Genomic DNA, 23,756 nt, shown 5'->3' on the forward strand with positions numbered 1-23,756 from the left:
AACCCAGAGAAACCTTATATAGCAAGGTTTCTCTTTTTTTACACATATTTTGACTTTTGTTATCTTCTTTGTTAGTATTTATATATATTAACTCTGTAAATTTAGTAGATATGTATAGACTAGAAACAATCCTGTTTTCAAATGGAGAACGCTTTTCCCTGTTAGTTAATGAGAAAACTGGTATACCTGATTTTTATTCAACCCTATGGGTAACAGTAGAACTACGTAATCAATCCGCAGTAAATACCATTAGAAATAAACTAGGAACCATACAATGGCTAATGAACTGGGAAAAAGAGAATAATCTTGTTATTAGTGATCTAATTCATAAAGAGATACTCTTAACAGAAAATCAATTAGAATCTCTTATTCAACATATGAGACTAAATGTAAAAAAGCAAAAAAATGTAATTAGTACAAAAAAAAGTGTGTCAATGAAAGGTCGAACTCAATTTATTGATATTTACTCGTCTGTATCCCTTAGTCACCAATATAATAGGCTAACAACACTTTCAGAATACATATTATTTCTATCTAAAGTAATAAGTGTATCTAACGAATATATCAAAAAATTAACAAAATTACTTACGCTAATTAAAGGAGTAAGACCTAAGAATCATAAAGCATTATCTATCAAACCAGAAAGTGAGTTACCCGATGGATTGTTAGATGAGTTTATGTCTATTGCGAACTTTTCAAACCCTAATAATCCGTTTCAAGATATCGGAATAAGAAAAAGAAACCATTTAATGTTTATTTTACTGAAAGAATTAGGAATTAGAAGAGGAGAACTATTATCACTTCAAATACCATTTATCGATATAGGGACTGCTAAACCATCGGTTACAATAAAGCGAACGCATGATGATAAATTTGACACAAGAAAAATTCAGGCAGTTAGTAAAACTAAAGAAAGGCGCTTGCCAATATCACAAAAGATAGCTCAACTACTTAATGATTATATTATGAATTATCGTTCTAAAGTTCCCAATGCGAATACACATCCATATTTGTTTGTAACTCATCGAAAAGGAAAAACTCAAGGGAGTCCAATTAGTACAAGTTCTTTTGACAACGTTATTGTACCAACGATGAAAAAGGTAGATCCAAGATTCTCTATTATTCATCCGCATATTTTTCGTCATGAATGGAACTTATATTTTTCACGAAAAGTAGATAAGAATAATAAAAATTTAAATCATGATTCTTCCCATAAAGATTTTATCTCCCCTGAAAAAGAGGCAAAAATAAGACAGCATCTCATGGGGCATACGTCAGAAAAATCAGGTAATTTCTATAATCAACGTTATATTAGAGAAAAAGCTAACAAGATATTATTAGAACTTCAAATTGAGTTTCAAAAAAAGGTTGATGATTATGAATCATAATAAAATTATTAGACAATCTAGAGATGGATATGTATTTGATGAAAACGAAAATTCTTGGCATATAAGCAAAGAAATAAAGATTAATTTTTCTAAACACATATTAGGAATTAATAAAAAAACATTAGAAGGGTTTAGAAAGACATTAGCAATATATGCCGAAAAATATTCAAGTTATCACGTATCTCACATGTACCAACAGTTCCAACGATTAGTAATTTCAACTAGATTAGAAAATATTAGCGTGCCAATAATCTTGGATTGGAAAAATAAATTAGGAAAAGAACGTGAATGGTATTTAGGTTCATTAAAAGGTTTTTTGCTCTCGTGGTACGAGTATGGTTATTATGGAGTTGATAAAGCTGTTGCATCTCTACTAGAAAGCTTTACTTTGAGTGGAAATGATAAAGGTAAATCGGTAATAATGAGATGCCCTTATACGGGAGCATTTACTGAAAATGAAATTTTAGCTTTAATGACAGAGCTGGCTAGACTTTGGAAAGAAGATCTTATTTCATTTGAAACATATACATATATCCACTTACTTCAAGCTACTGCAAGAAGACCTATTCAAATACGACATTTAAAATTTGAAGACTTGAAAAAAGAAGCTTCTCAAGGAACATGGAATTATTTCCTAAATATACCTAGTGCTAAAAAGAGAGGTGGGTTATTTAGAAAAACATTTAAAAAGATTGCTATTACAGAGGACTTGTATTTAGTTCTCTTAAACTTTTTAGAATATCAGTATAAAAAATTGCTTAGCCTAGTTGATGAAACATTTATATCAGATTATAAAATGAAATTACCAATGTTTATTGATTGGCGTTTTCTGAAGAATAATATAAAAAATAGGAATTTTGATCTTTCATTATTAGAATTAGATATTTTTCATTACTCGAGCTCTTCATTAGAACTAAATGTATTACGAAAATTCTGTATACATCAAAAAGCTGTTTCAGAGCGAACAGGTGAAATTATTCATGTTAATGCAAGACGTTTTCGTCATACAAGGGGGACTAACCTAGGGAGAAAAGGAGTTGGTGCAGCGATTATAGCAGAACTACTAGATCACTCAGATACACAAAATGTGAAAGTCTATACTGAAAATACAGCGGATACAGTGCAATATATTGATCGCGTTATGGGTGCTGAAATGGGAAAACTAGCCCAAGCATTCGTTGGCAGAATTATTTCTAATTTGAATGAAAGTGAGAGAGGATTTGATCCAACATCTTTAATAACTAATAACGGAGTAGATACTATAGGCGCATGTGGGACGAATGATTTTTGTATAACTGGTTATGAGACTTGTTATTTATGTCCTAAATTTAGACCTTTGGTTGATGGTCCACATCAACAAATATTAAATAAACTGTATAAAGAGAAAGAAGAACGTTTAAGAAGAACTAAAAGTATAGATTATGCATCTTCTAAGGATCGTATTATATTGGCTGTTGAATATGTTGTTCAAGCGTGTAATGAAATGAAAAAAAATATGGAGGCTCATTAATTATGAATAATACAATTTTTTTCCAAGTACATGAGAATCCAAAATCCAGTTTAGAAAATTTTATCACTTTCTGTAGAAACAAACTTACAGCTTTCGGAAGTGATTGTTGGGACAATAATCAATGGAGAGATACCTTTAATCTTCACAACATTCAAGTTCGTTTTTCCACAGATAGGGTTAAATCTACATCCTATCAATATGAGCCGTTATCTGAACCATTTATTGATTTTGCTAAAGCATACATTCGTTATGTTTACTCTCAGCAACCAGTTCGTCAATTATCACGGCATCTTGAGTCATTACGTATGGTTGAAATGGCTTTATACAATGTAAAAGACAATTGCGATATATTACAACTCGATAATTTAGTCATTAATGAAGTTGAAACCCTTGTATTGAAAAAATATAAAAAAGATACTGAATCAGTCAATAAATTAGGATATCAACTTGAGAAGTTATTTGATTTTTGTCGTGAAAATGGTATTACTCCAAATTTGTCTTTATGGAATAACCCATATAAACGTCCTAGAGATTTAACGATATTGCTTGATGAAAGAGGAAAAGAATACCGTTCAAGTAAAATGCCAACAGATGAAGAAATGATGTTGGTAGCCAAACTCTTTCATGATGCACCAAATTTAGATAAAGAAACTGAGTATTATACAGCAGTTATGGCTCTACTTATGGTTGCTCCATCTCGTTGTTCTGAGTTGATGTCTTTATCTGTTAATTGCTTAGAATGGGAAGAAGATAGCCTAGGAAATAAGCAATTAGGTATTCGATGGATACCTGCAAAAAATGGAAAAGAGGGTTTGAAATGGGTTCCTAGTAGCATGCAAGATGTGATTATTGAAGCAGTCAAACGTTTAACAGATATAGGAGCTTTAGCAAGAAAAGCAGCAAAGTTTGCGGAAGAAAATCCGAACACGGTAATGATATCACCAGATCAAGGTATGCAAGTATCCCATTATTTACCTCAAAAACCTTTAACTGAAATAGAAATAGGTAAGGTTTTAGAAATTAATGGAAAGCATGGGATTAAAACTAAGTGGTTTGAAAAGTTAATGAAAGAAAATAGTGGTGTTATAACTCCCAATGTTTTAGGGAAATACTTATACGAAAAATATACCTCAAAATTCAATTACTGGCCATATATTGATAAAAATAAAAACGTTAAAGCTTCTGAAGCCTTATTATTATTCAGAGAAAATGAATTTCATGATAATTTTCTCCCTAAAAAATTTTCTTTTATATTACCAACAGTAAATCTTATTAATGATAGATTCTGCTATTCTGATACACGCCCTAAAACATCATTATGGGAAAAGCATTGTATAACTACTTCGAAAGGAGAGTTTGTTAGATTGCTATCACACAATGCAAGGCATTGGTTAAGTACAAAAGCTGAGAGAGGTGGAATGGATGAATTAACTTTAGCGAACTGGGCAGGGAGGGCTAGAATTGCAGATAATAAGGCTTATGATCACAGGACAGAAGAAGAAAAAAGTGAAGCAGTTCGGAATTTACTTATTCCCGAGGATGCTTCACTGTTAGATAAAATTCATTTAAATCTTCCAGTAACCTATGAAGACTTAGGAAAAAATAGAATTGGAATTGCAACTATAACAGAAATAGGCATTTGTGAGCATGATTATGCAATGTCGCCATGTTCTCGCCATGGGGATTGTGAAACATGTAAAGAACTCGTTTGTATTAAAGGATTAGAATCATCTTTAGAAATATTAAAGCTTAGAGAAATTCAACTTACAGAACAATTTAATAAAGCGAGAGAGCATCATAAATTAGGTGTTTTTGGTGCAGATCGGTGGATAAGTAATTTGGGATGGAGATTAACACATATAAAAACTAAAATTGCATTTCTAGAAAATAGGGAAATTCCAAATGGATCATTATTACGAATTCCTGATGAGTATGACCCTTCCCCAGTTAAATTAGCTTTACAGGAAAAAGGAATGGATGTAGACATTCTAAAACCAGAAACGGCTAAACTTGATGATGATTTATATAGGTTAATGGAGATGTAGTATGCCTAAAATTCTTATTACAGAAGAAAATTTGGAAGATATCATTATGTTGATTAAAACCTGGGAGGGGAAGTTAACATGGAATTTACTTTGCTCTAAAGTTTCAGAGTTATTGAATATTAAGAGTATTGAAAGACAATCACTAGCTAATTATCCAGATATACAAGAGGCATTTAGTAAACAAAAACAGAAGCTTAAAGAAAAAGCAAAAGCTAACCCAGAACCGAATGTAACAATGGATTATCTGCAAAAGCAAGTTAAGAATTTAAAAGCTCAGGTACAACGTTTGGAAGAAATTAATGAGCGATATAAACAGCAATTTATTGTATGGCAATATAATGCATATATGCATGGTATGACCCAAGTTACTTTAAATAAGCCTCTTATTGCTGTTAACCGTCAACGTAGGTAATTTATAGGATGTAAGGTAAATTATTTTTACTATAGTAGTCTCTACAAAAGATCGTCTGAAAATCAATTTTCAGACAATCTCTTCACACCTATTAAACTTCTTGATGGGTAGAGTAGAAGACAATTTTCGTCAACATCTACTTCTTCCGGGCAGAGAGATACAGCAGTTTAATGGCGCGTCAAACACTATTATACTGAACTACTTTCCGCTCAAGCCCGCACCGCAGCTTGCAGCAGCCTCCACTAAATCTTAATTTTGTTAACAATATGGATTCGCTCAGCTTCGCTCACGTCTTGCCGGAGACAAGCACGCGGCCATGTATGCAAAAATTTAAGACTGCTGCATGATCATTAATCCCAAAGGTATTCCAAAAATAATTGTCCAAACTGGTTATCGGAACAGGAGCGCGATTGAAGTGTAACGCGAAATTTCAGGCAATCTGCATACCTCGCAATGACTGTGGCTGTCTAAACCCCGCCATTTCAGGAATGAACCATGCCCAACACCCCCATCTCATCCGAACATCCCCACGACAGCACCCTATCCCCCTGCATGCTCACCGACTGGACATTCACGTGCTACCACACGCCCGGTAAATCCGAGTATGCCGTGGTGTACGGCACAGTCGTCCAAGATGGTTCGGGACGTTTTACCGCAGGCAGCCGAATCCGCACCTCGCCCGTTACCCTATGGGCGGCACCGCTGGCTCATACGCACAACTCGGTATATTGCCTGCCGGAAGGTGCAGGTTGCTTTTGCGACCTGCCTGCAACCTTGCAGCCTGCCATCGACTGTTTGGGTATCGACCCTGCCGAAGCGGCCGTTATCCTGCAAAACGCCTTCATGCAGCCTGCACATACCTTGCCTGAAACCGCCTGTTTCGGCGTTCCGGTGATGCAGCCGGCAGGACAGGGCGATTGTCCGGTCGTCATGGAACGCCACATCGCCGAATTGCCGTTCTACCTGTTTTGGCGGGACAGCAGCATCGGTTCGGCCCAAAGCCTGATAGACGGACAAGCCGCCGTGTTTCTGCACGATTGGAACGCATTCTGCCGACGGTTTGTTCGTACCGGCAGACACCGCGGCCAAACCGGCCACACAGGCGACAAAGCCGCAGATGGCCAATACAGCTATTTCGGCCTGCCGATTGTGCATACGCCAGGACAAGACAATGCCCCTGCCGTACCGGAAGCCGACATCGCCAAACTACCGTTTTACACCTATTGGCACACCGCCTGCGCTTCCGATGTGCACCGGTTAGCAGACGGCAAACGCGTTGTGCCCCTTGCCGATTGGGAAGCCTTCTGCCAACGGTTGGTATTGACCGGCAGATAGGCGGGCAAAAAAAGTGCAGGCTGCTTTTTATCGCCCCAACTCCGTTTCAGACGACCTCTAAAGCAGCCTGCACCTTATTTTTCATTGTCAGATGACCAGAAACCGAGTATCCCATGCCTCAAACCTATTTCACAGCCGACTGGCACTTCTCCCATCCCAACATCGCCCGATACTGCCCGCAATTTCGCCTGCAAAGCGATAACGCCGACGAGTTGAACGAATACCTGATCGACTGCTGGAACCGCGTCGTTACCCCGCAAGACACTGTGTACAACCTCGGCGATGTCTGCTTTGCCAAAAAGCCCGCACACATCGAAGCCGTGCTGCAACGGCTTAACGGGCAACACCATTTGATTTACGGCAACCACGACTACCTGATTCGGCAAAACGAAGCACATTTCCTCAACACGCGCAAAGCCGACGGCCATCCGTTGCTCTCGTCCGCCAGCCATTACCTGCGGCTCAAACTGCCCGAAATCGGCAATACCGCGATTTTGTGCCACTATCCCTTATACGAATGGGACGGCATCCACCACGGCCTATACCACCTCTACGGCCATCTGCACGACCGCATGGCCGCCGTCAAAGGGCGTGCCCTCAATGTCGGCTGGGATATGCACGGCCGTTTCCTGACCGAACAAGATATTGACAGCTTCCTGCGCGACCTCCCTGCCGTTCAGTATTTCGACGACAAGCAAAACGTTATTGTCGGCAACAGCACGGAAGATGCGGCTGCAAAAGTTCGGGCGAGATTGACAGCATTGAATGAATGAGCTTTTATTTTAGAGATGAATTTTCAGGTAGCCTTGAATAGTGCAGGCTGCCTGAAAAACAGTCGGCAAAACAAAAGGACGGGTTTTCAATCCGTCCTTTTTGCATCAGCAATACCGCCAAGTGTCCCGCATGAAATGAATGATCTCGTTTAACGGCACAGGCGTAAGCGTAAACTGCTTGTCCCTCCTGTTGTGTAGGAAAACGTTGCGTTGTTTACACCACAGGTTGAGAAAAATAAGCCTGCAAGACCTCAAACGGCGTATCGCCGTTCAAACTGCGGTGCGGCTTCACAGTGTTATAGAAATTAACAAAGCGGCACAACTCCTTTTGCCGATGTTCCGGACTGTCAAACGACTGTTTCTCATGCCACATCTCCATCAGGGTACGGATAACCCGTTCCGCCTTACCGTTGGTCTGCGGACGGGCAACCCGGGTAAACTTTTGACCAATCCCGTTCTCGTAACAGGCTACACCGAAAGCATGGTTGGCCGAGCCTTTATATTCCGTACCGTTGTCGGAGTAAACGCACTCAATCAGGTATGGGCAGGGACCAATCAGGTGTTCGGTCAGAAACTTGGCGGCACTGTCTGCGGTTTTGTCCGGCAAAATGGCGGCGTATAGCTCCCTTGAAAAATCGTCGATAGCGATAAACAGGTAATCCCGCTTATCGGTGGCTTTCTGCCCTTTGAGCAGCGGCAGCCGTTTGGTATCGAGATGTACCGGCTCTCCAGGGTAGGATTTATTGTAGCGTTTGGTCTGCCTTTTGAGTTTTTCCTGAATGCCGCGTTCTACCTTGGCCAGGCGTTTCATTCCGTACTTTGCCTGTTTGAAACGGTTGTTGGTACTGGTTTGGGGTTTGAGCAGTCTGCCTCTTGCGGCTTTAAGTGCGCGGTAAATAGTGATGCGGCTGACTTGGTAGTGGCGTGCCGGGGAGGTGACGCTTTCCTTCCCCTGCGTGTAGGCCAGCCAAATGGCTTGGCGGTGGTGCGGGGTGAGACGGGTGTTTTTGTGCATGTTCATGTTTCAGTATTCTCCTGGAAATACTGTAAACAACGCTACTAGTTTCTACAAATAAGGGATCCGGGCCGCCTTTTAGGCGGCAACAGGCACACTTAGCCTGTTAGCCGCTTTCAACAGGTTCAAACACATCGCCTTTAGATGGCTTTGCGCACTCACTTTAATCAACCCGAAATAGGCTGCCCGGGCATAGCGGAATTTACGGTGCAGCGTACCGAAGCTTTGTTCGACCACATAACGGGTTTTCGATAAATACCGGTTACGCTTCGTTTGATTTTCCGTCAGCGGACGGTTACGGTGGGCTTTGCGCATAATGCCGTCCAACAACTGATGTTCTTTCAGATGTTGCCGGTTTTCCTTACTGTCATAGCCTTTATCGGCATAGACGGTCGTACCTTCGGCTATCCCTTCCAGCAAAGGTGACAGGTGGTTGCACTCATGGGTATTGGCGGGGGTGATGTGCAGTTTCTCAATATAGCCTTCCGCATCGGTGCGGGTATGTTGTTTGTAACCGAGTTTGTATAAATCGTTTTTCTTTGTCCAACGGGCATCTTTATCTTTGCTTGGTGTGGTTTGGCCGCTGACGTGTCCTTCCTCATCAACTTCTATGGCCTGACGCTGTTTGCTGCCGGCAGTTTGAATAATGGTGGCGTCAATGACGGCGGCGGATGCTTTCTCTACTTTTAGGCCTTTTTCGGTCAGTTGTCGGTTAATCAGTTCCAGCAGTTCGGACAGGGTGTTGTCTTGCGCCAGCCAGTTGCGGTAGCGGCATAAGGTGCTGTAATCGGGGATGCTCAACTCGTCAAAACAGCAAAACAGGTTGAAATCGATGCGGGTGATGAGGCTGTGTTCGAGTTCGGGATCGGAGAGGCTGTGCCATTGTCCGTAGAAGCGCAAGAGCGACGCGAACGAATGAAAAAACAGTTCGCCGACTAAAATATAGATGTAGAAACCTTAAAAGGCCGTCTGAAATACTATTTGCACTCATTCCCGATTTGCCGCAACGGATGTTATCGGGCGGATTGGCAAAAGCGGAATTGCCCGCCGTCCGCACAGGCTTGGGATTCATCGATCGCAAGCTCGGCGGCTTTCTCGAACTGGGCTGGTATGCTTATCAAATGAAGCTCATCGGCACAGGCAACACCCCGCAGCCGAAACGCTCCGCGTGGGCGGAACTGTTCCGCCTGCTGAAAAACATCCGCCAACACCGCCTGCGTTCCGAACGGGCGTAAAAAGTGCGGTGGAATTTTTGCAATTTTTCGCTTAAATTCCATCGCTTGCAGCTACAAAAGTGCGGTCTATTTTACGAATTTTTCTTTATATTCCCCAATAGTAATCTGCGCCCTTCAAATTCCTTGCCGGCAATTTCCAAAGCGAAGCGTTCTTTGTCGGCGTCGCGTACTTTGTCGTGTATGGCACGTAATTCCTGCACGCTAGCACCCAATGCCTTGACGATTTCATCGCCCATTTTCATGGAAGAATAGAAGGTTTCGCGCACTACGAAATCCGCTTCCGCTTTCACTAGGGCCAGCGCATTGCGTCTGTCCCAGGCGCGCACGAACACCTTGGCGTTCGGGTTGATATGATGAATATTTTCCACAATTCTGACCGCACTTTCTCCGTCGTCCACGCATACCGCTACGATGTCGGTGTGTTCTACGCCGCAGGCATGCAGCACGTCGGCGCGGGTGGCTTCGCCGTAATAGACTTTGAAACCGTATTCGCGTGCGACGTTGATGGTGTCGGGATCGTTGTCCAGAATGGAAATGGTGGCACCGTAGGCTAGCGGCATTTGGCTGACCACCTGCCCCATGCGCCCGAATCCGATAATCAGCACGTTGCCGTTGAGTTCGTCCGCATGTTCTTCCACATCATCCACTGCCGCAGCTGCGCGGGGTTCTTTGAAATAGCGGTCGAACAGCATAACGCTGAAGGGTGTCATAATCATGGAGAGCACCACGATTGCCGTCATATTCGCTAGCACTTCCGCATTAATCGCCCGTTGTACGGCAGCGGAGGCGAGTAATACGAAGGCGAATTCACCGCCCTGCGACATCAGTACGGCGCGGTGTATCGCGGTGCGATGGCTTGCTTTGGCAAAACGCGCCACTCCATAAATGGCAAGGCATTTCAAGATAATCATCAGTACAGTGGCGGAAAGAATTACCTTCCAGTTATTGAGCACCGTTGCCACATCCAGCGACATCCCGACAGCTAAGAAAAACAGCCCGAGCAAAAGGCCTCGGAACGGTTCGATATCCGCTTCAAGCTGATGACGGAAGTCGGATTCCGACAGCAGCACTCCCGCCAGAAACGCACCCATCGCCATAGACAGACCGCCCAGCTCCATTAAATAAGCCGCACCGAGTACCACCAGCAGCGCGGCGGCAGTCATCACCTCGCGTGCTTTGGATTTTGCCAGAATTTTAAACAGCGGATTGAGCAGCCAAATACCTGTCGCAATCAACGCTGCCAAAGAAAGCGCGGCAACACCGATTTTCTGCCATAGCGGTACGGCATCGGCAACGGCATTGGGATTATCGGGTGCTAGAAATGCTACAATCGCCAGCATGGGCACAATCAGCAAATCTTCAAACAGCAAAATGGAGACAATGCGCTGACCTTGCGGTGTGCTGATTTCATGACGTTCGTCCATAATCTGCATGACCATTGCGGTGGAGGTGAGTGTAAAACCTACCGCCGAAATAAACGACATCACTAAAGAAAAACCGTAAGCCAGCCCGATTTGGGTAAGGAACAGACTGGAAAACGTCACCTGCAGGGTACCCAAGCCGAAAATCTGATTACGCAATTTCCATAAATGCGACGGCTTCATTTCCAGCCCGATCAAAAACAGAAACATCACCACGCCGAATTCCGCAATATGCAAAATAGCGTGGGAATCGGTAACGAGCTTTAATCCGAAGGGTCCGATAACCAGCCCCGCAGCCAAATAACCCAGAATCGAGCCTAGACCTAAACGTTTAAATAACGGCACGGCAACTACCGCCGCCCCCAATAACACCACCACGTGCAATAAATCGCCGTCAGCTGCTTCTACTGCCATAATTCCTGCCTTTGTTAATTCATAAAAATTTTTGTATTATAAAGGAAAATCGCCGTAACACAAAAAAGTCGTCTGAAAAATGGATTCAGACGGCGTTTAGCATTTCAGGCAGCCTGAAACCCCCAAATCTCACACCGCAAAATGCGGTATCACGTTTTCGGCGAAATCCTGAATGGTTTCCAGCGCGCCGCGCCGTGTGGGTTTTAAGTTCACGGTAATGTGTGCCACGCCGTCGGCCTGCTGTTTCTGCCAAAACTCGACGATGCTTTTGGCGCCGCCGCGCAGGTAGATGTTATTGTAGAACTCGGCGGGCGCGTTCGGGTCTTCCAAGAGTTCGACGAAATTCGCCACGCCAAAGGGTTTCCAGGTTTCGCCGTCGCCCAATTCTTTGAGCGTGTTGACGATGTCGCCCAGTTTTTCGGGGGCGATGCCGTACCAAATCCATGCGTCGCTTTCGCGGGCAATCCATTCCAGCTCTTGGCGGGCGCGGCCAATGGCGAGCATCGGCAAACCGTGTGCGGGTTTGGGCACCAAGTCCAAATTGCCGCTGAATCTGCCGTAGTGTTCGCTATTGAACGCGGGGAATTTTTCCTGCGTCAGGCGGCGGATGATTTGCCACGCTTCGCGGTAGCGTTCGGCGCGGTTGTTGAAATCGGAGGCAAAGGCGGGGTATTCGGTGGGGCGGTCGCCGCTGGCCAAGCCGAGCAGGAAGCGGCCGCCGCTGATTTGTTCCACCGACGCGGCTTCTTTGGCGGTGAGCACCGGTTCGCGCAGCGGCGACACATAGCCCGCCGAGCCGAGCGCAACGTTTTGGGTGAGCGCGGCGAGATAACCCAGCGTTACCGACGGGTCGTAAATCTGCGCGACATCGCCAAAACTCGGGTCGTAAAACGGCACATCGCGCACCCACAGCGTGGCAATGCCGCTTTGGTCGGCGGCTTTTATCACGGTGGCGAAGTCGTCCATTTCGGGCACGGGGCTGTCGGGATAGCCTTTGAAGGGCGCAATCAGGCCCAATGTGAGTTTGCCCGGTTGGAAAGTGCGGGCGAAACCGCGATGGTTTTGCAGGCGTTCGGGTAATTTCAGCGCAGTCATTGTTTTGCTCCTTGTGATGAGTTTTTGCACGGGATGAAGTATATTTGTTTTATTCGGGAATGTGCTTCCCTAATCTCGGGCAAGAAAATACCAAATGTAGGTCGGGCATTGATGCCCGACATTTTTAAATTTACCTGTATTTGTCGGGCATAAATGCCCGATCTGCGCAAGAAAAATTTATGGAACTCAACAATCTCAACGATATGACCGCCTTTGTCGCCAGCGTAAAAAGCGGCTCGTTTACCGCCGCCGCCAAACAACTCGGGCTCACGCGTTCCACCATCGGTAAACGCATCGCCCGCCTTGAAGCGCGGTTGAACGTGCGCCTTTTGCAGCGCAATACGCGCAACCTTGCGCCCACCGACGAAGGGCGGCTGTTTTACGAGCGCTGCACCGCCGTGTTGGAAGAGCTGGAAAACGCCGAGCAATGCCTCGCCCAACGCAGCATCGAGCCGCAAGGCCGTCTGAAAATCAGCGCGCCGCTGGTGTTGGGCAAAACCATCTTGCCGCCGCTGTTGGCGGATTTTCTCCACCGCTATCCGCAAACCAGCATCGAACTCTCGCTCACCGACGACTACGCCGACCTGATTTCAGACGGCTACGATCTCGCCCTGCGCAACGGCAATCCGCCCCAATGCGACAGCCTGATCGCCCGCACCGTCGGCAGCCAGCAAATGCTCACCTGTGCCGCCCCCGGCTACCTCGTTCAACACGGCACGCCGCAAAGCCCCGACGATTTGGCACGCCACCAATGCCTGCATTTCCTACACGGCGGCCGCGTCAGCCGCTGGCGTTTTCAACAAAAAGGCAAAGAAACCGCCTTTCAGGGCTGCGGACGCTTCAGCGCCGACAACGGCGAAGCCCTGCTGGAACTCGCGCTGTCCGCATTCGGCATCGTGCAACTGCCGCATTATCTGGTGCAAACCGCCCTCGATTCAGGCAGCCTGAAAAGCGTTTTATCCGATTTCCAACCCAAACCCGTGCCCGTGATGGCGGTGTACCCCAGCCGCAAACAGCTCTCGCCCAAAGTGCGGGCGTTGGTGGATATGATGGGGGAAGCGTGGGGGAAGGCCGTCTGAGATGCCGCCGGCCATTCCAAAAAAGCTGCCTGAAAAACAAAAAAGGCCGTCTGAAAACCTAATTCCGGGTTTCAGACGGCCTGAGACCTTTGCAAAATCCCCCAAAATCCCCTAAATGTCTTGGTGGGATTTTGGGGGATTTTGCAAAGGTCTCATGTAAAAATAAATCGATAAGGTCTATAATTGGCGCGCAATCCATCATTTCACAGAGACAAATTATGCACACACAAAATCTTATTATCGGCTTTGGCAAAGCGGGCAAAACGCTGGCGGCAGATTTGGCGAAACACGGGCAGCAGGTCGTGCTGGTGGAACAGTCGGCGCAGATGTACGGCGGCACTTGCATCAACATCGGCTGTATTCCCAGCAAAAAACTGATTGTCGAGAGCGAGCAGCGCGGGCATAACGCCGACAAAGCGGCAGTGTTTGCGGCGGCGATGAACGCGAAAAACACCCTGATTCCGAAATTGCGCGCCGCCAATTTCGCCAAACTGGACAATCTGGACGGCGTAACCGTGCTCAACGCGCGCGCCGAGTTTCTCGACGATCGCACGGTCAAACTGACTGACCCAGACGGCGGCGAGCAAACCCTTACCGCCGAACGCATTTTCATCAACACCGGTGCCACCCCGCGCCGCCTGGGTGTGGCGGGCGAAGACAGCCCGCGCGTACTGGACAGCACCGGTGTGCTCGCGCTGAACGAACGCCCGCGCCGCCTCGTCATCATCGGCGGCGGCTACATCGGCTTGGAATTTGCCTTTATGTTCCACGCTTTCGGCAGCGAAATCACCATTCTCGACGGCGGCGACCGCTTCCTGCCGCGTGAAGATCACGACATCGCCGAAGAAATGCTGCGCGTATTAAACAGCAAAGGCATCAAGGTGTTGCAAGGCGTGAAGATTGAAGCGTTCCGCGACAATACGGCGGACACCAGCGTCATCACGTCGCAAGGCGAATTTACCGCCGACGCGGTGTTGGTGGGCGTGGGGCGCGTGCCGAACACGCAAGGATTGGGCCTGACAAACGCGGGCATCAAAACCGACCAGCGCGGCTTCATCCTCGTTGACGACCATCTGCGCGTGCAAGGCAAAAACCACATCTGGGCGATGGGCGACGTGGCGGGCAGCCCGATGTTCACCTACATCTCGCTCGACGACTACCGCATCGTGCGCGAACAGCTTTTCGGCGACGGCAAACGCAACCGCGCCGACCGCACCCCGTTCCCGACCGCCACCTTTACCGAGCCGCCGCTCGCTCATATCGGCTTAACCGAAACCGCCGCGCAGCAATCGGGGCGCGAGGTGAAAGTGTTGAAACTGAAAGCCGACGCAATTCCGAAAGCCAAAATCCTCAACCAAACCGACGGCCTGCTCAAAGCCGTGGTGGACGCGCACAGCGGCGAAATTCTCGGTGTAACCCTGTTCTGCGCCGAAGCGCACGAGATTATCAACCTGTTCAAAATGGCGATCGATCACCGCATCCCCGCCACCTACATCAAAAACCAAATCTTCACCCACCCGACCATCGCCGAAGGGCTGAACGATTTGTTCGCGGGCTGCTAAAAAACTGGTTGTAAAACGACCGCACTTGATACGGAAATGCCGTCTGAAAGCGATTTCAGAATCGGTGCGGGTATGTTGTTTGTAACCAAGTTTGTAGAGGCCGTTTTTCTTTGTCCAGCGGGCATCTTTATCTTTACTCGGTGTGGTTTGGCCGCTGACTTGTCCCTCCTCATCAACTTCTATGGCCTGACGCTGTTTGCTGCCGGCGGTCTGAATAATGGTGGCGTCAATGACGGCGGCGGATGCTTTCTCTATTTTTAGGCCTTTTTCGGTCAGTTGGCAGTTAATCAGTTCCGGCAATTCGGACAGGGTGTCGTCTTGCGCCGTCGGTTGCGGTAACGGCATAAGGTGCTGTAATCGGGGATGCTCAACTCGTCAAAACGGCAAAACAGGTTGAAATCGATGCGGGTGATGAGGCTGTGTTCGAGTTCGGGATTGGAGAGGCTGTGCCATTGTCCGAGCAGGACGGCTTTGAACATGGACAACAGGGGATAGGCGGGACGGTCGCGGTGGTCTCGGAGATAACGGGTTCTTTGACGGTTCAGGTACTGTTCGATCGGTTGCCAATCAATCACCTGATCCAACTTCAATAGAGGGAAGCGGTCGATGTGTTTGGCAATCACGGCTTGGGCGGTTTGCCGGAAGAAGGTGCTCATGGAAAATCCTCTAAATGTCTTGGTGGGAGTTTAGGGGGATTTTGCAAAGATCTCGGTGTATAGGAAGGAATTTGGCGGTAAAGTATTTGCGATATTCCTTATGCTTTTATCAAATTGCTGTTCAGAGCTGCTATGGAGCGTTTTGATGTTGATTGGCATATCGCTTTGCAGCCATTTTGTCATTGCGCGATGACAAAACGATAGCGAAATAGTGACAAAATGTGCGCGAGATTATAACGCCGTGTAAAAAATAAGATCTAAAATTTGGTCTTTTTCACTTTATTTTTACATATTTATGCGATAAATTGAAATATTAAAATCAACTAATTGATTTTGAGCGATTATACAATTTACATTTTTCTATAATATAGAAACAACCCTTTTAAAACAGAATTACATAAAAGGTCGTCTGAAAATCGGTTTTCCGGTTTTCAGACGACCTGTTTATTTTATATATCGCAAGTTGACCCAAATTGAGAGCCCGACAGCCTTCTGCATTGATGCATAATACTGAACATGATCTTGCACGTTCTACTTATTTATAGTGGATTAAATTTAAACCAGTACGGCGTTGCCTCGCCTTGCCGTACTATTTGTACTGTCTGCGGCTTCGTCGCCTTGTCTTGATTTAAATTTAATCCACTATATAAACAAAAAGGGTAAGTTTAAGCCGGTTCTGGTTTCGGTTTCGTTACCTTGTCCTGATTTAATCCTAATCTATCCCATATAATCTTAGATTGATTTCGAATAGGAAAATACATTTGCACCAAAATTGTTTCAATGTAAAACCATTTAAGCAGAAAGTTTTAGGATGCTTACTTGTGAAGTTGAGGCAAATGAAAGCTACTTGGGTTATCATTGAAAATCATAAAAAGCAGTTGCAGAGCAGTTGGGAAAGTTGTCGTGTTTAGATTTTGGGAGTGAGACAGTGAGTTATACAGCTTCACCAAACACAGCTAACTATCTTTTTTTATCAATTTTAACGCGTTATCTAGGATAGTATTTATGAGCAAACAGGTAACCTACAACCAACACCCCGAGCAGCAAGCCCGCGACATCATCGATCAAAAATTGGAGCAGGCAGGCTGGGCGATACAGTCGGTGAACCACTTTAATCCCAATAGCAATTTGGGTGTGGCAGTGCGTGAATATCCTACCGACAGCGGGCCGGTAGATTATCTGTTATTTGTTGATCGAGAGCCGGTTGCCATTATTGAGGCTAAAGAAGAAAACTTTGGTCATAAGCTCAATACGGTTGAAGAGCAAAGCGCGCGCTATGCCGACAGCAAACTCAAACATATTCCGCAAGCGGATATTGCTTTTTTATATGAAAGCACGGGTGTGATTACCCGTTTTACCAACCGCAACGATCCCGCCCCGCGTGCCCGTGAAGTATTCAACTTTCACCGCCCCGAAACGCTACAAAAATGGGCAAGCGAAGGCAAAAACACCCTGCGCGCCAAACTCAAGGCTATACCGCCACTCAATCCTAACCATCTGTCTGCGGCGGCGTTAGGATTGCGCGATTGCCAATTAACCGCCATCGAAAATATGCAAGATTCCTTGGCAAAAGATTTACCGCGCGCCTTGATTCAAATGGCCACAGGTGCAGGCAAAACTTATACCGCCATCAGCATTATGTATCGTTTGCTCAAATACACAGGCAAACGCCGCATCTTGTTTTTAGTCGATACCGTCAATTTGGGCGAACAGGCCGAGCAGGAAATGTTAGTTTTTACCCCGTCTGACGACAACCGCAAATTTACTGAACTCTACAACGCTCAAGTGATTAAATCGCCGCACATTCCCAACGGCGTAGAAGTCTGCATTTGTACCATTCAGCGCATGTATTCGCTATTAAAAGGGGAAGAGCTGTCGATACCGGATGACAGCATGGAATTGGAAGAATGGGAAAACCGCTTAAAAGAACCATTGCCTGTTGCCTATCAACCGGATCTGCCACCCGAATTTTTTGATTTTATTTTTATCGACGAATGCCATCGCTCCATTTACAACCTGTGGCGGCAAGTGTTGGATTATTTTGATGCTTATCTGATCGGCTTAACGGCCACACCGGACAACCGCACTTTTGGTTTTTTCAATCAAAATGTCGTCAGCGAATACAGCCACGAGCAAGCCGTTGCCGATGGCGTAAACGTAGGCAATGAAGTCTATCTGATCAATACCAAAATCAGCCTGGATGGCGGCAAATTCAAAGCCGAAGAGCTGGTCGAACACCGCGAACGCACCACACGCCGTAAACGCTGGCAGCAACAAGATAGCGATGAGGCCTATACCGCCAAGCAACTCGACAGGGATGTTGTCAATCCAAGCCAAATCCGCACCATTATTCGGACGTTCCGCGACCAATTGCCGGTGATATTCCCAAATCGTCAAGAAGTGCCCAAAACCTTGATTTTTGCCAAAAACGACAGCCACGCCGACGACATCATCAAAATGGTGCGGGAAGAGTTCGGGCAAGGCAACGAATTTTGCAAAAAAATCACTTACAAAGCCAAAGACGATATTGTGGGTGAAAACGGCGAAATCATCGAACAAGGCGAAGAACCCAAAACCGTCTTAGCGAATTTCCGCAACAGCTACAACCCGCGCATTGCCGTTACCGTCGATATGATTGCCACGGGAACCGATGTCCGCCCGCTCGAATGCCTGCTGTTTATGCGCGATGTCAAAAGCCGCAACTATTTCGAACAGATGAAAGGGCGCGGCACACGCACGCTTGATAAAGAGGGCTTGCAAAAAGTCAGCCCTTCCGCATCTTCAGCCAAAACCCATTATGTGATTGTCGATGCCATCGGTGTAACCAAATCCCTCAAAACGGCAAGCCAGCAATTAGACACCAAGCGTTCCGTCAGCTTCTCCGAATTGTGCAAAGCCGTCGTCTTCGGCGGCGCATTTGATAGCGACAGCATTAGCTCATTGGCGGCACGCCTTGCCCGTTTAAACAAACAGCTTGATGACGAACAACAGCAGCAAATCACCGCCATTACTGGCGGCGTCCCATTACCGCAATTGGTCAAAGACCTGTTTCACGCCATCAACACCGACGAAATCCATCGGGCAGCTTGCGAGCAAGAAGGCATTTCCATTGATGAGATGCCGTCTGAAAAAACCGTTTTACAGATACAAAAACAACGCGTCAAAGCCGCCGCACGTCCGCTTTCCATGGAACTCATCACCACATTGGACGAAATCCGCAAACAAAACGAGCAGAAAATTGATGCCGAGATTGATGAAGTCATCCACGCAGGCTGGGCGGAAAATGATGAAACCCTGACCCAAGATTTTGCCGAATGGATACGCAGCAACAAAGACGAAATTACCGCCTTGCAGATTTTCTATAATCAGCCTTATCAACGCCAAACCTTAAGCCTAGCGATGATTAAAGAGCTGGCAGCCGCCATTAAAAAAGCCAAACCGAAATTGGCATTTAGTCACATCTGGCAGGCGTACGCGCGTTTGGATAACGTCAGCGAACAGGTAGAAAGCGAACTCACCGCCTTAGTCAGCCTTGTTCGCCGAGTGATTGGCATTGATGACAAAATCACGCCGTTTACCAAAACCGTGCGTAAAAACTTCCAAACATGGACGTTTGAACACAACCGCCGCGCCGACAAACCGCTGACCAAAGAGCAAATACGATGGCTGACCATGATTCGCGACCACATCATCACTTCCTTTGTCATCGAAGAAAACGACTTTGAACTTACTCCGTTCAACCAACACGGCGGCTTAGGGCAGGCTTATGATGTATTGAGTGAAATTGCGGCCAACGACCAAGACTTTAACACCCTATTAGACGAGATTAACCGACAATGGACAGCATAAAAATAACCACAGAACAGCAGTTGCCAGAAGGGTGGGAATACGTTCCTTTTAATATGTTTTTTAATGTCGTATCTATAAGTGATAAAAAAATCTCTCAAAAAGAATATCTTGATAACGGGAAATACCCTGTAATTGATCAGGGAAATTTATTTATTGGTGGATATTCAAACGATGAAAGTTTGATCTTAAAAATAAGCAGTCCTGTAATAGTCTTTGGCGATCATACAAAATGTTTTAAATACGTTTCTTTTCCATTCGTTGCTGGTGCTGATGGAATCAAAGTTTTAGAGCCCCAAAATGGTATCTATCCTAAATATGCTTATTATTATTGTTTATCAATAGATTTGACTGATCGAGGCTACTCTCGCCATTTTGCGTTTTTAAAAAAATGCCAATTTTTAATAGCCCCTATTGAAACCCAACAAGCCATCGTCAATAAAATCGAAAACCTGTTTGACGAAATCAACGAAGGCATAGGTCGTCTGAAAACCGCAGCGCAACAAATTCAACAATACCGCCAATCCCTGCTCAAAAACGCCTTTAACGGCGAGCTCACCAAAGAATGGCGCAGCAAGCACGCAGATACCTTGCCGTCTGAAAACGAACTGCTCACCCAAATTCAGACGACCCGCGAAAAACACCACGCCCAACAGCTTGCTGACTGGCAAACAGCCGTCAGCCAATGGGAACAAAATGGAAAAGAAGGGAAAAAACCGAGCAAGCCCAAAGCACCGACACAAGCGGTCAAGTTTGAAGAAAATTTTGCAGATTTGCCGAGGGGGTGGGGGGTAGTGAAATTAGACAAAATTGTGAAATATATTACTGATGGGGATCATCAAGCACCACCAAAATCATCTAATGGCATTCCGTTTATCACTATTTCTAACATTGATAAAAAAGATTTCAGCATTAATTTTTTTGATACTTTTTTTGTTAACGAGGATTATTACAATCAAATATCCGAGTTAAGAAAACCAAAAAAAGGTGATATTTTATATACTGTTACAGGTAGTTTTGGTATTCCGGTAATGGTGAATTTTGATAAAAAATTCTGTTTCCAGCGGCATATTGGTCTAATCTCACCCTTAGAGCAAATATCTGCTCAAAGATGGTTATTTTATATTTTGCAGAGTCCACAAGTCTTTAAGCAAGCTGAACAATTATCAACTGGAACAGCTCAAAAAACAGTTGCATTATCTAGTTTGAGAAATTTTGAGATTCCATATTGCTCTCTAGTAGAACAAACCCAAATCGTTGCCATTTTAGAAAGCAAACTCACCGCCTGCGACCAACTTGCCGCCGAACTTGCCAAACAACTCAAACAAGCCGAGCTGCTCAAACAGGCCGTCTTAAAAGCGGCTTTTTCAGGTAATCTTTTGAATAAATAAATTAAAGAGAAAACGAATATGACCACAACGCAAAACCACACTTCAAATGCCATCGTCCAAAAGGTTTGGAGTTTCTGCCATATGCTGCGCGATGACGGCGTGAGCTACGGCGACTATTTGGAACAAATTACTTATCTGATTTTTTTGAAAATGGCGTTTGAATACAGCCAGCCACCCTACAATCGTGATGTCGGCATTCCGGAAGAATACAACTGGCAAAGTCTGACCGATCGCACGGGCGCGGAATTGGAAAGTCATTATCTCGCTTTGTTGCGCGATTTAAGTATGCGCAAAGGCTTGCTTGGTCAAATCTTTGCCAAGGCGCAAAACAAAATCCAAGACCCTGCCAAATTATCCCGTTTGGTGGCGATGATTGATGAAACCAAATGGACGCGCTTGGGTGTGGATGTAAAAGGCGATATTTACGAAGGCATTTTGGAAAAAAATGCCGAAGATACCAAATCCGGCGCGGGGCAATACTTTACGCCGCGTGCTTTGATTCAAGCAATTGTCGAATGCGTCCGCCCGCAGCCGGATACTCTGATTGCCGACCCGGCAGCAGGCACCGGCGGCTTTTTATTGGCGGCATACAGCTATTTGGAAAAACACGCCAATCTAAACACCGACCAAAAAGAGCGGTTAAAAAAAGGGACGTTTTTCGGCAATGAAATCGTCGCCAATACCCGCCGTTTGTGTTTGATGAACCTGTTTTTACACGGCATCGGCGAAATGGACGGCGATAGCCCGATCAGCTCCGATGACTCCTTGGTTGCGCCAAGCGCACGCAAAGTGGACTTGGTTTTAGCCAATCCGCCATTCGGCAAAAAAAGCAGCATGACCATTACCAATGCCGAAGGTGAAGCCGAAACCGAAGATTTTGTCTATAACCGCCAAGACTTTTGGGCAACCACTTCCAACAAGCAAGTTAATTTCTTGCAGCATATTTACACTATGCTCAAAAACAACGGGCGGGCTGCCGTGGTCGTACCCGATAATGTGCTGTTTGAAGGCGGCGCAGGCGAAACCGTGCGTAAGAAACTATTGCAGATGACAGATTTGCATACGATTTTGCGTTTGCCAACAGGTATTTTCTACGCCCAAGGCGTGAAAGCAAATGTGTTGTTCTTTGATAACCGCCCCGCACAGGAAAAAGCCGTTACCCATGAAGTCTGGGTGTATGACTACCGCACCAACGTGCATCATACGCTGAAGAAAAAACCGATGCAGTTGGCGGATTTGCAGGATTTCATTACCTGCTATTGCCCCGAAGACCGTTCAAAGCGCGCAGAAACCTATCATGCCGAAAACAATCCCGACGGACGCTGGCGTAAATTTGGTATCGATGAAATCAATCAGCGCGAAAAAACCAGCTTGGATATTTTCTGGCTGAAAGACCATTCTTTAACCGACTTGGACAATCTGCCCGCCCCCGATATTTTAGCCGATGAAATCATTGAAAATATCGAAGCGGCTTTGATGAGTTTTCGAAGCGTTGCCGAGCAGTTGGCGGATTAGTCAGACCATCAATTAATAGACTAAGGCAACTGCCGAATCTCATTACAACTTCAATGATTTTGTGAATTAGCTTGCTAAGTAGAGGTATAAAAGGTCGTCTGAAAATCGGTTTTACCGATTTTCAGACGACCTTTTCCTTGTGTGTCGCAAATCAGGTATAACTTAGCTTGCACATACCCGTTTAAAAATAAGGTTATCTCATCCTTCTGAACCGCATGGCTACAAACTGTTTGACACAATTATCCAAAAGATATAATATTTCTTATATATGATTTTTATTATATATTTTTATTTTTAGATGAATCACTCTCAAACAAGGAGCAATTAAATGAAACGTAATTTAGGTACTTTGGATCGCACTCTCCGTATTATCATTGGAGTAGCCTTAATCGCCGCCGCTGCAACAGGTCAAATCGGCTGGTGGGGTTGGTTGGGCATCATCCCGCTGGCTACCGCCTTGATAGGAAGCTGCGCGTTGTATAGCTTATTGGGCATCAATACCTGCCACATCAACAAAAAATAAAGAAGGCAAAATATGAGTAAAGAAGGACAACTTCCACGAATTACTCCTGCTAAAGCAGCAGCGAAAATCCGTGAAGGCGCGATAGCGGCAGACATTCGCAGCCAAGCAGAATATCGGGGTGGGCATATCGGCGGCGCATTGTCCCTACCACCGGAGCGGCATCGCGACAAACTGCCCGACAACGCTGCGCCCTGTCTGATTTTTTATTGCTTGGGTGGCAAACGCACGGCGCAGGCAGAAGCAGCATTGGTGGAACTTGGTCGGGGACGCGAGTGCTACATTCTTGAAGGCGGTTTACAGGCATGGAAAGCTGCCGGTCTCCCCATAGTTGCCGAACACGCCGCGCCGGACATCATGCGGCAGGTGCAAACCATCGCGGGCGGGTTGGTTCTGTTCGGCGTGTTGGCAGGTTGGCTGGTGTCGCCTTGGTTTTATCTGATAGATGCGGTAGTTGGCGCAGGCCTGTTGACAGCCGGTTTAACCGGATTCTGCGGCATGGCACGACTGCTGGCTAAAATGCCATGGAACCGTTAAACAGAGG

General features: G+C 45.8%; 17 protein-coding genes and 2 pseudogenes. 14 read left to right on the forward strand and 5 right to left on the reverse strand.

Annotated features, from left to right (window positions below; translation table 11 throughout):
• Nucleotides 1-56 precede the first annotated feature (56 nt).
• From J7445_RS03065 to J7445_RS03090, 6 genes are all read left to right on the forward strand, one after another.
• Nucleotides 57-1,388: a site-specific integrase gene (locus J7445_RS03065; RefSeq protein WP_244969497.1), complete on the forward strand. Its 1,332-nt coding sequence runs from the start codon at nucleotides 57-59 to the stop codon at nucleotides 1,386-1,388.
• Nucleotides 1,378-2,898 carry a site-specific integrase gene (locus tag J7445_RS03070; protein ID WP_244969498.1) on the forward strand — a complete coding sequence of 507 codons (1,521 nt, stop codon included), beginning with the start codon at nucleotides 1,378-1,380 and terminating at the stop codon, nucleotides 2,896-2,898. The genes J7445_RS03065 and J7445_RS03070 overlap by 11 nt, the downstream gene beginning before the upstream one ends.
• A gap of 2 nt (nucleotides 2,899-2,900) precedes the next feature.
• Nucleotides 2,901-4,943, forward strand: coding sequence for an integrase (locus J7445_RS03075; protein WP_070656720.1), 2,043 nt, complete (start codon nucleotides 2,901-2,903; stop codon nucleotides 4,941-4,943).
• 1 nt (nucleotide 4,944) lies between these two features.
• Nucleotides 4,945-5,355, forward strand: a complete 411-nt coding sequence (locus tag J7445_RS03080) for a hypothetical protein (protein WP_016688071.1) — start codon at nucleotides 4,945-4,947, stop codon at nucleotides 5,353-5,355.
• 552 nt (nucleotides 5,356-5,907) lie between these two features.
• Nucleotides 5,908-6,690 carry a hypothetical protein gene (locus J7445_RS03085; protein ID WP_029609556.1) on the forward strand — a complete coding sequence of 261 codons (783 nt, stop codon included), beginning with the start codon at nucleotides 5,908-5,910 and terminating at the stop codon, nucleotides 6,688-6,690.
• Nucleotides 6,691-6,803: 113 nt separating this feature from the next.
• On the forward strand, nucleotides 6,804-7,463 hold the full coding sequence (locus J7445_RS03090; RefSeq protein ID WP_070495266.1) for a phosphoesterase: 660 nt from the start codon (nucleotides 6,804-6,806) through the stop codon (nucleotides 7,461-7,463).
• A gap of 214 nt (nucleotides 7,464-7,677) precedes the next feature.
• On the opposite strand, the gene J7445_RS03095 is transcribed toward J7445_RS03090, so the two are convergent.
• Together J7445_RS03095 and J7445_RS03100 are read right to left on the reverse strand one after the other, a co-directional pair.
• Nucleotides 7,678-8,484, reverse strand: a complete 807-nt coding sequence (locus J7445_RS03095) for an integrase core domain-containing protein (protein ID WP_209283133.1) — start codon at nucleotides 8,482-8,484, stop codon at nucleotides 7,678-7,680.
• Nucleotides 8,485-8,556: 72 nt separating this feature from the next.
• A pseudogene (locus tag J7445_RS03100) lies at nucleotides 8,557-9,366 on the reverse strand (IS5 family transposase); the annotation flags it as partial.
• A gap of 122 nt (nucleotides 9,367-9,488) precedes the next feature.
• Here J7445_RS03100 and J7445_RS03105 point away from each other — a divergent pair.
• Entirely contained in the window at nucleotides 9,489-9,713 is a 225-nt protein-coding gene (locus J7445_RS03105) for a hypothetical protein (RefSeq protein ID WP_033002664.1), read from the forward strand.
• A 71-nt stretch (nucleotides 9,714-9,784) separates the two neighbouring features.
• Here J7445_RS03105 and J7445_RS03110 read toward each other — a convergent pair whose 3' ends face one another.
• Together J7445_RS03110 and J7445_RS03115 are read right to left on the reverse strand one after the other, a co-directional pair.
• On the reverse strand, nucleotides 9,785-11,479 hold the full coding sequence (locus J7445_RS03110) for a monovalent cation:proton antiporter-2 (CPA2) family protein (RefSeq protein WP_244969499.1): 1,695 nt from the start codon (nucleotides 11,477-11,479) through the stop codon (nucleotides 9,785-9,787).
• A gap of 198 nt (nucleotides 11,480-11,677) precedes the next feature.
• On the reverse strand, nucleotides 11,678-12,643 hold the full coding sequence (locus tag J7445_RS03115; protein ID WP_070540573.1) for a TIGR03571 family LLM class oxidoreductase: 966 nt from the start codon (nucleotides 12,641-12,643) through the stop codon (nucleotides 11,678-11,680).
• Nucleotides 12,644-12,822: 179 nt separating this feature from the next.
• On the opposite strand from J7445_RS03115, the gene J7445_RS03120 reads away from it, so the two are divergent.
• Together J7445_RS03120 and J7445_RS03125 are read left to right on the forward strand one after the other, a co-directional pair.
• Complete coding sequence (locus J7445_RS03120; RefSeq protein ID WP_019269929.1) at nucleotides 12,823-13,722, forward strand: LysR family transcriptional regulator; 900 nt, start codon at nucleotides 12,823-12,825, stop codon at nucleotides 13,720-13,722.
• Between the two features lie 218 nt (nucleotides 13,723-13,940).
• A complete protein-coding gene (locus J7445_RS03125; RefSeq protein WP_049229542.1) occupies nucleotides 13,941-15,284 on the forward strand; it encodes an FAD-dependent oxidoreductase in 1,344 nt (447 codons plus the stop codon).
• 54 nt (nucleotides 15,285-15,338) lie between these two features.
• On the opposite strand, the pseudogene J7445_RS03130 reads toward J7445_RS03125, so the two are convergent.
• Nucleotides 15,339-15,940, reverse strand: a pseudogene (locus tag J7445_RS03130) (transposase); the annotation flags it as partial.
• A 1,005-nt stretch (nucleotides 15,941-16,945) separates the two neighbouring features.
• Between J7445_RS03130 and J7445_RS03135 the strand changes: the two are divergent.
• From J7445_RS03135 to J7445_RS03155, 5 genes are all read left to right on the forward strand, one after another.
• A complete protein-coding gene (locus J7445_RS03135) occupies nucleotides 16,946-19,789 on the forward strand; it encodes a type I restriction endonuclease subunit R (RefSeq protein ID WP_070656664.1) in 2,844 nt (947 codons plus the stop codon).
• Nucleotides 19,777-21,177 carry a restriction endonuclease subunit S gene (locus tag J7445_RS03140; protein ID WP_070656665.1) on the forward strand — a complete coding sequence of 467 codons (1,401 nt, stop codon included), beginning with the start codon at nucleotides 19,777-19,779 and terminating at the stop codon, nucleotides 21,175-21,177. The genes J7445_RS03135 and J7445_RS03140 overlap by 13 nt, the downstream gene beginning before the upstream one ends.
• Nucleotides 21,178-21,195: 18 nt before the next feature.
• A complete protein-coding gene (locus J7445_RS03145) occupies nucleotides 21,196-22,692 on the forward strand; it encodes a class I SAM-dependent DNA methyltransferase (protein WP_070656666.1) in 1,497 nt (498 codons plus the stop codon).
• Nucleotides 22,693-23,020: 328 nt separating this feature from the next.
• A complete protein-coding gene (locus J7445_RS03150) occupies nucleotides 23,021-23,215 on the forward strand; it encodes a YgaP family membrane protein (RefSeq protein WP_070656667.1) in 195 nt (64 codons plus the stop codon).
• Nucleotides 23,216-23,227: 12 nt separating this feature from the next.
• Nucleotides 23,228-23,749 carry a rhodanese-like domain-containing protein gene (locus J7445_RS03155; protein ID WP_070656668.1) on the forward strand — a complete coding sequence of 174 codons (522 nt, stop codon included), beginning with the start codon at nucleotides 23,228-23,230 and terminating at the stop codon, nucleotides 23,747-23,749.
• Nucleotides 23,750-23,756 lie beyond the last annotated feature (7 nt).

It is taken from the genome of Neisseria sicca, assembly GCF_017753665.1.
Lineage (GTDB): Bacteria > Pseudomonadota > Gammaproteobacteria > Burkholderiales > Neisseriaceae > Neisseria > Neisseria flava.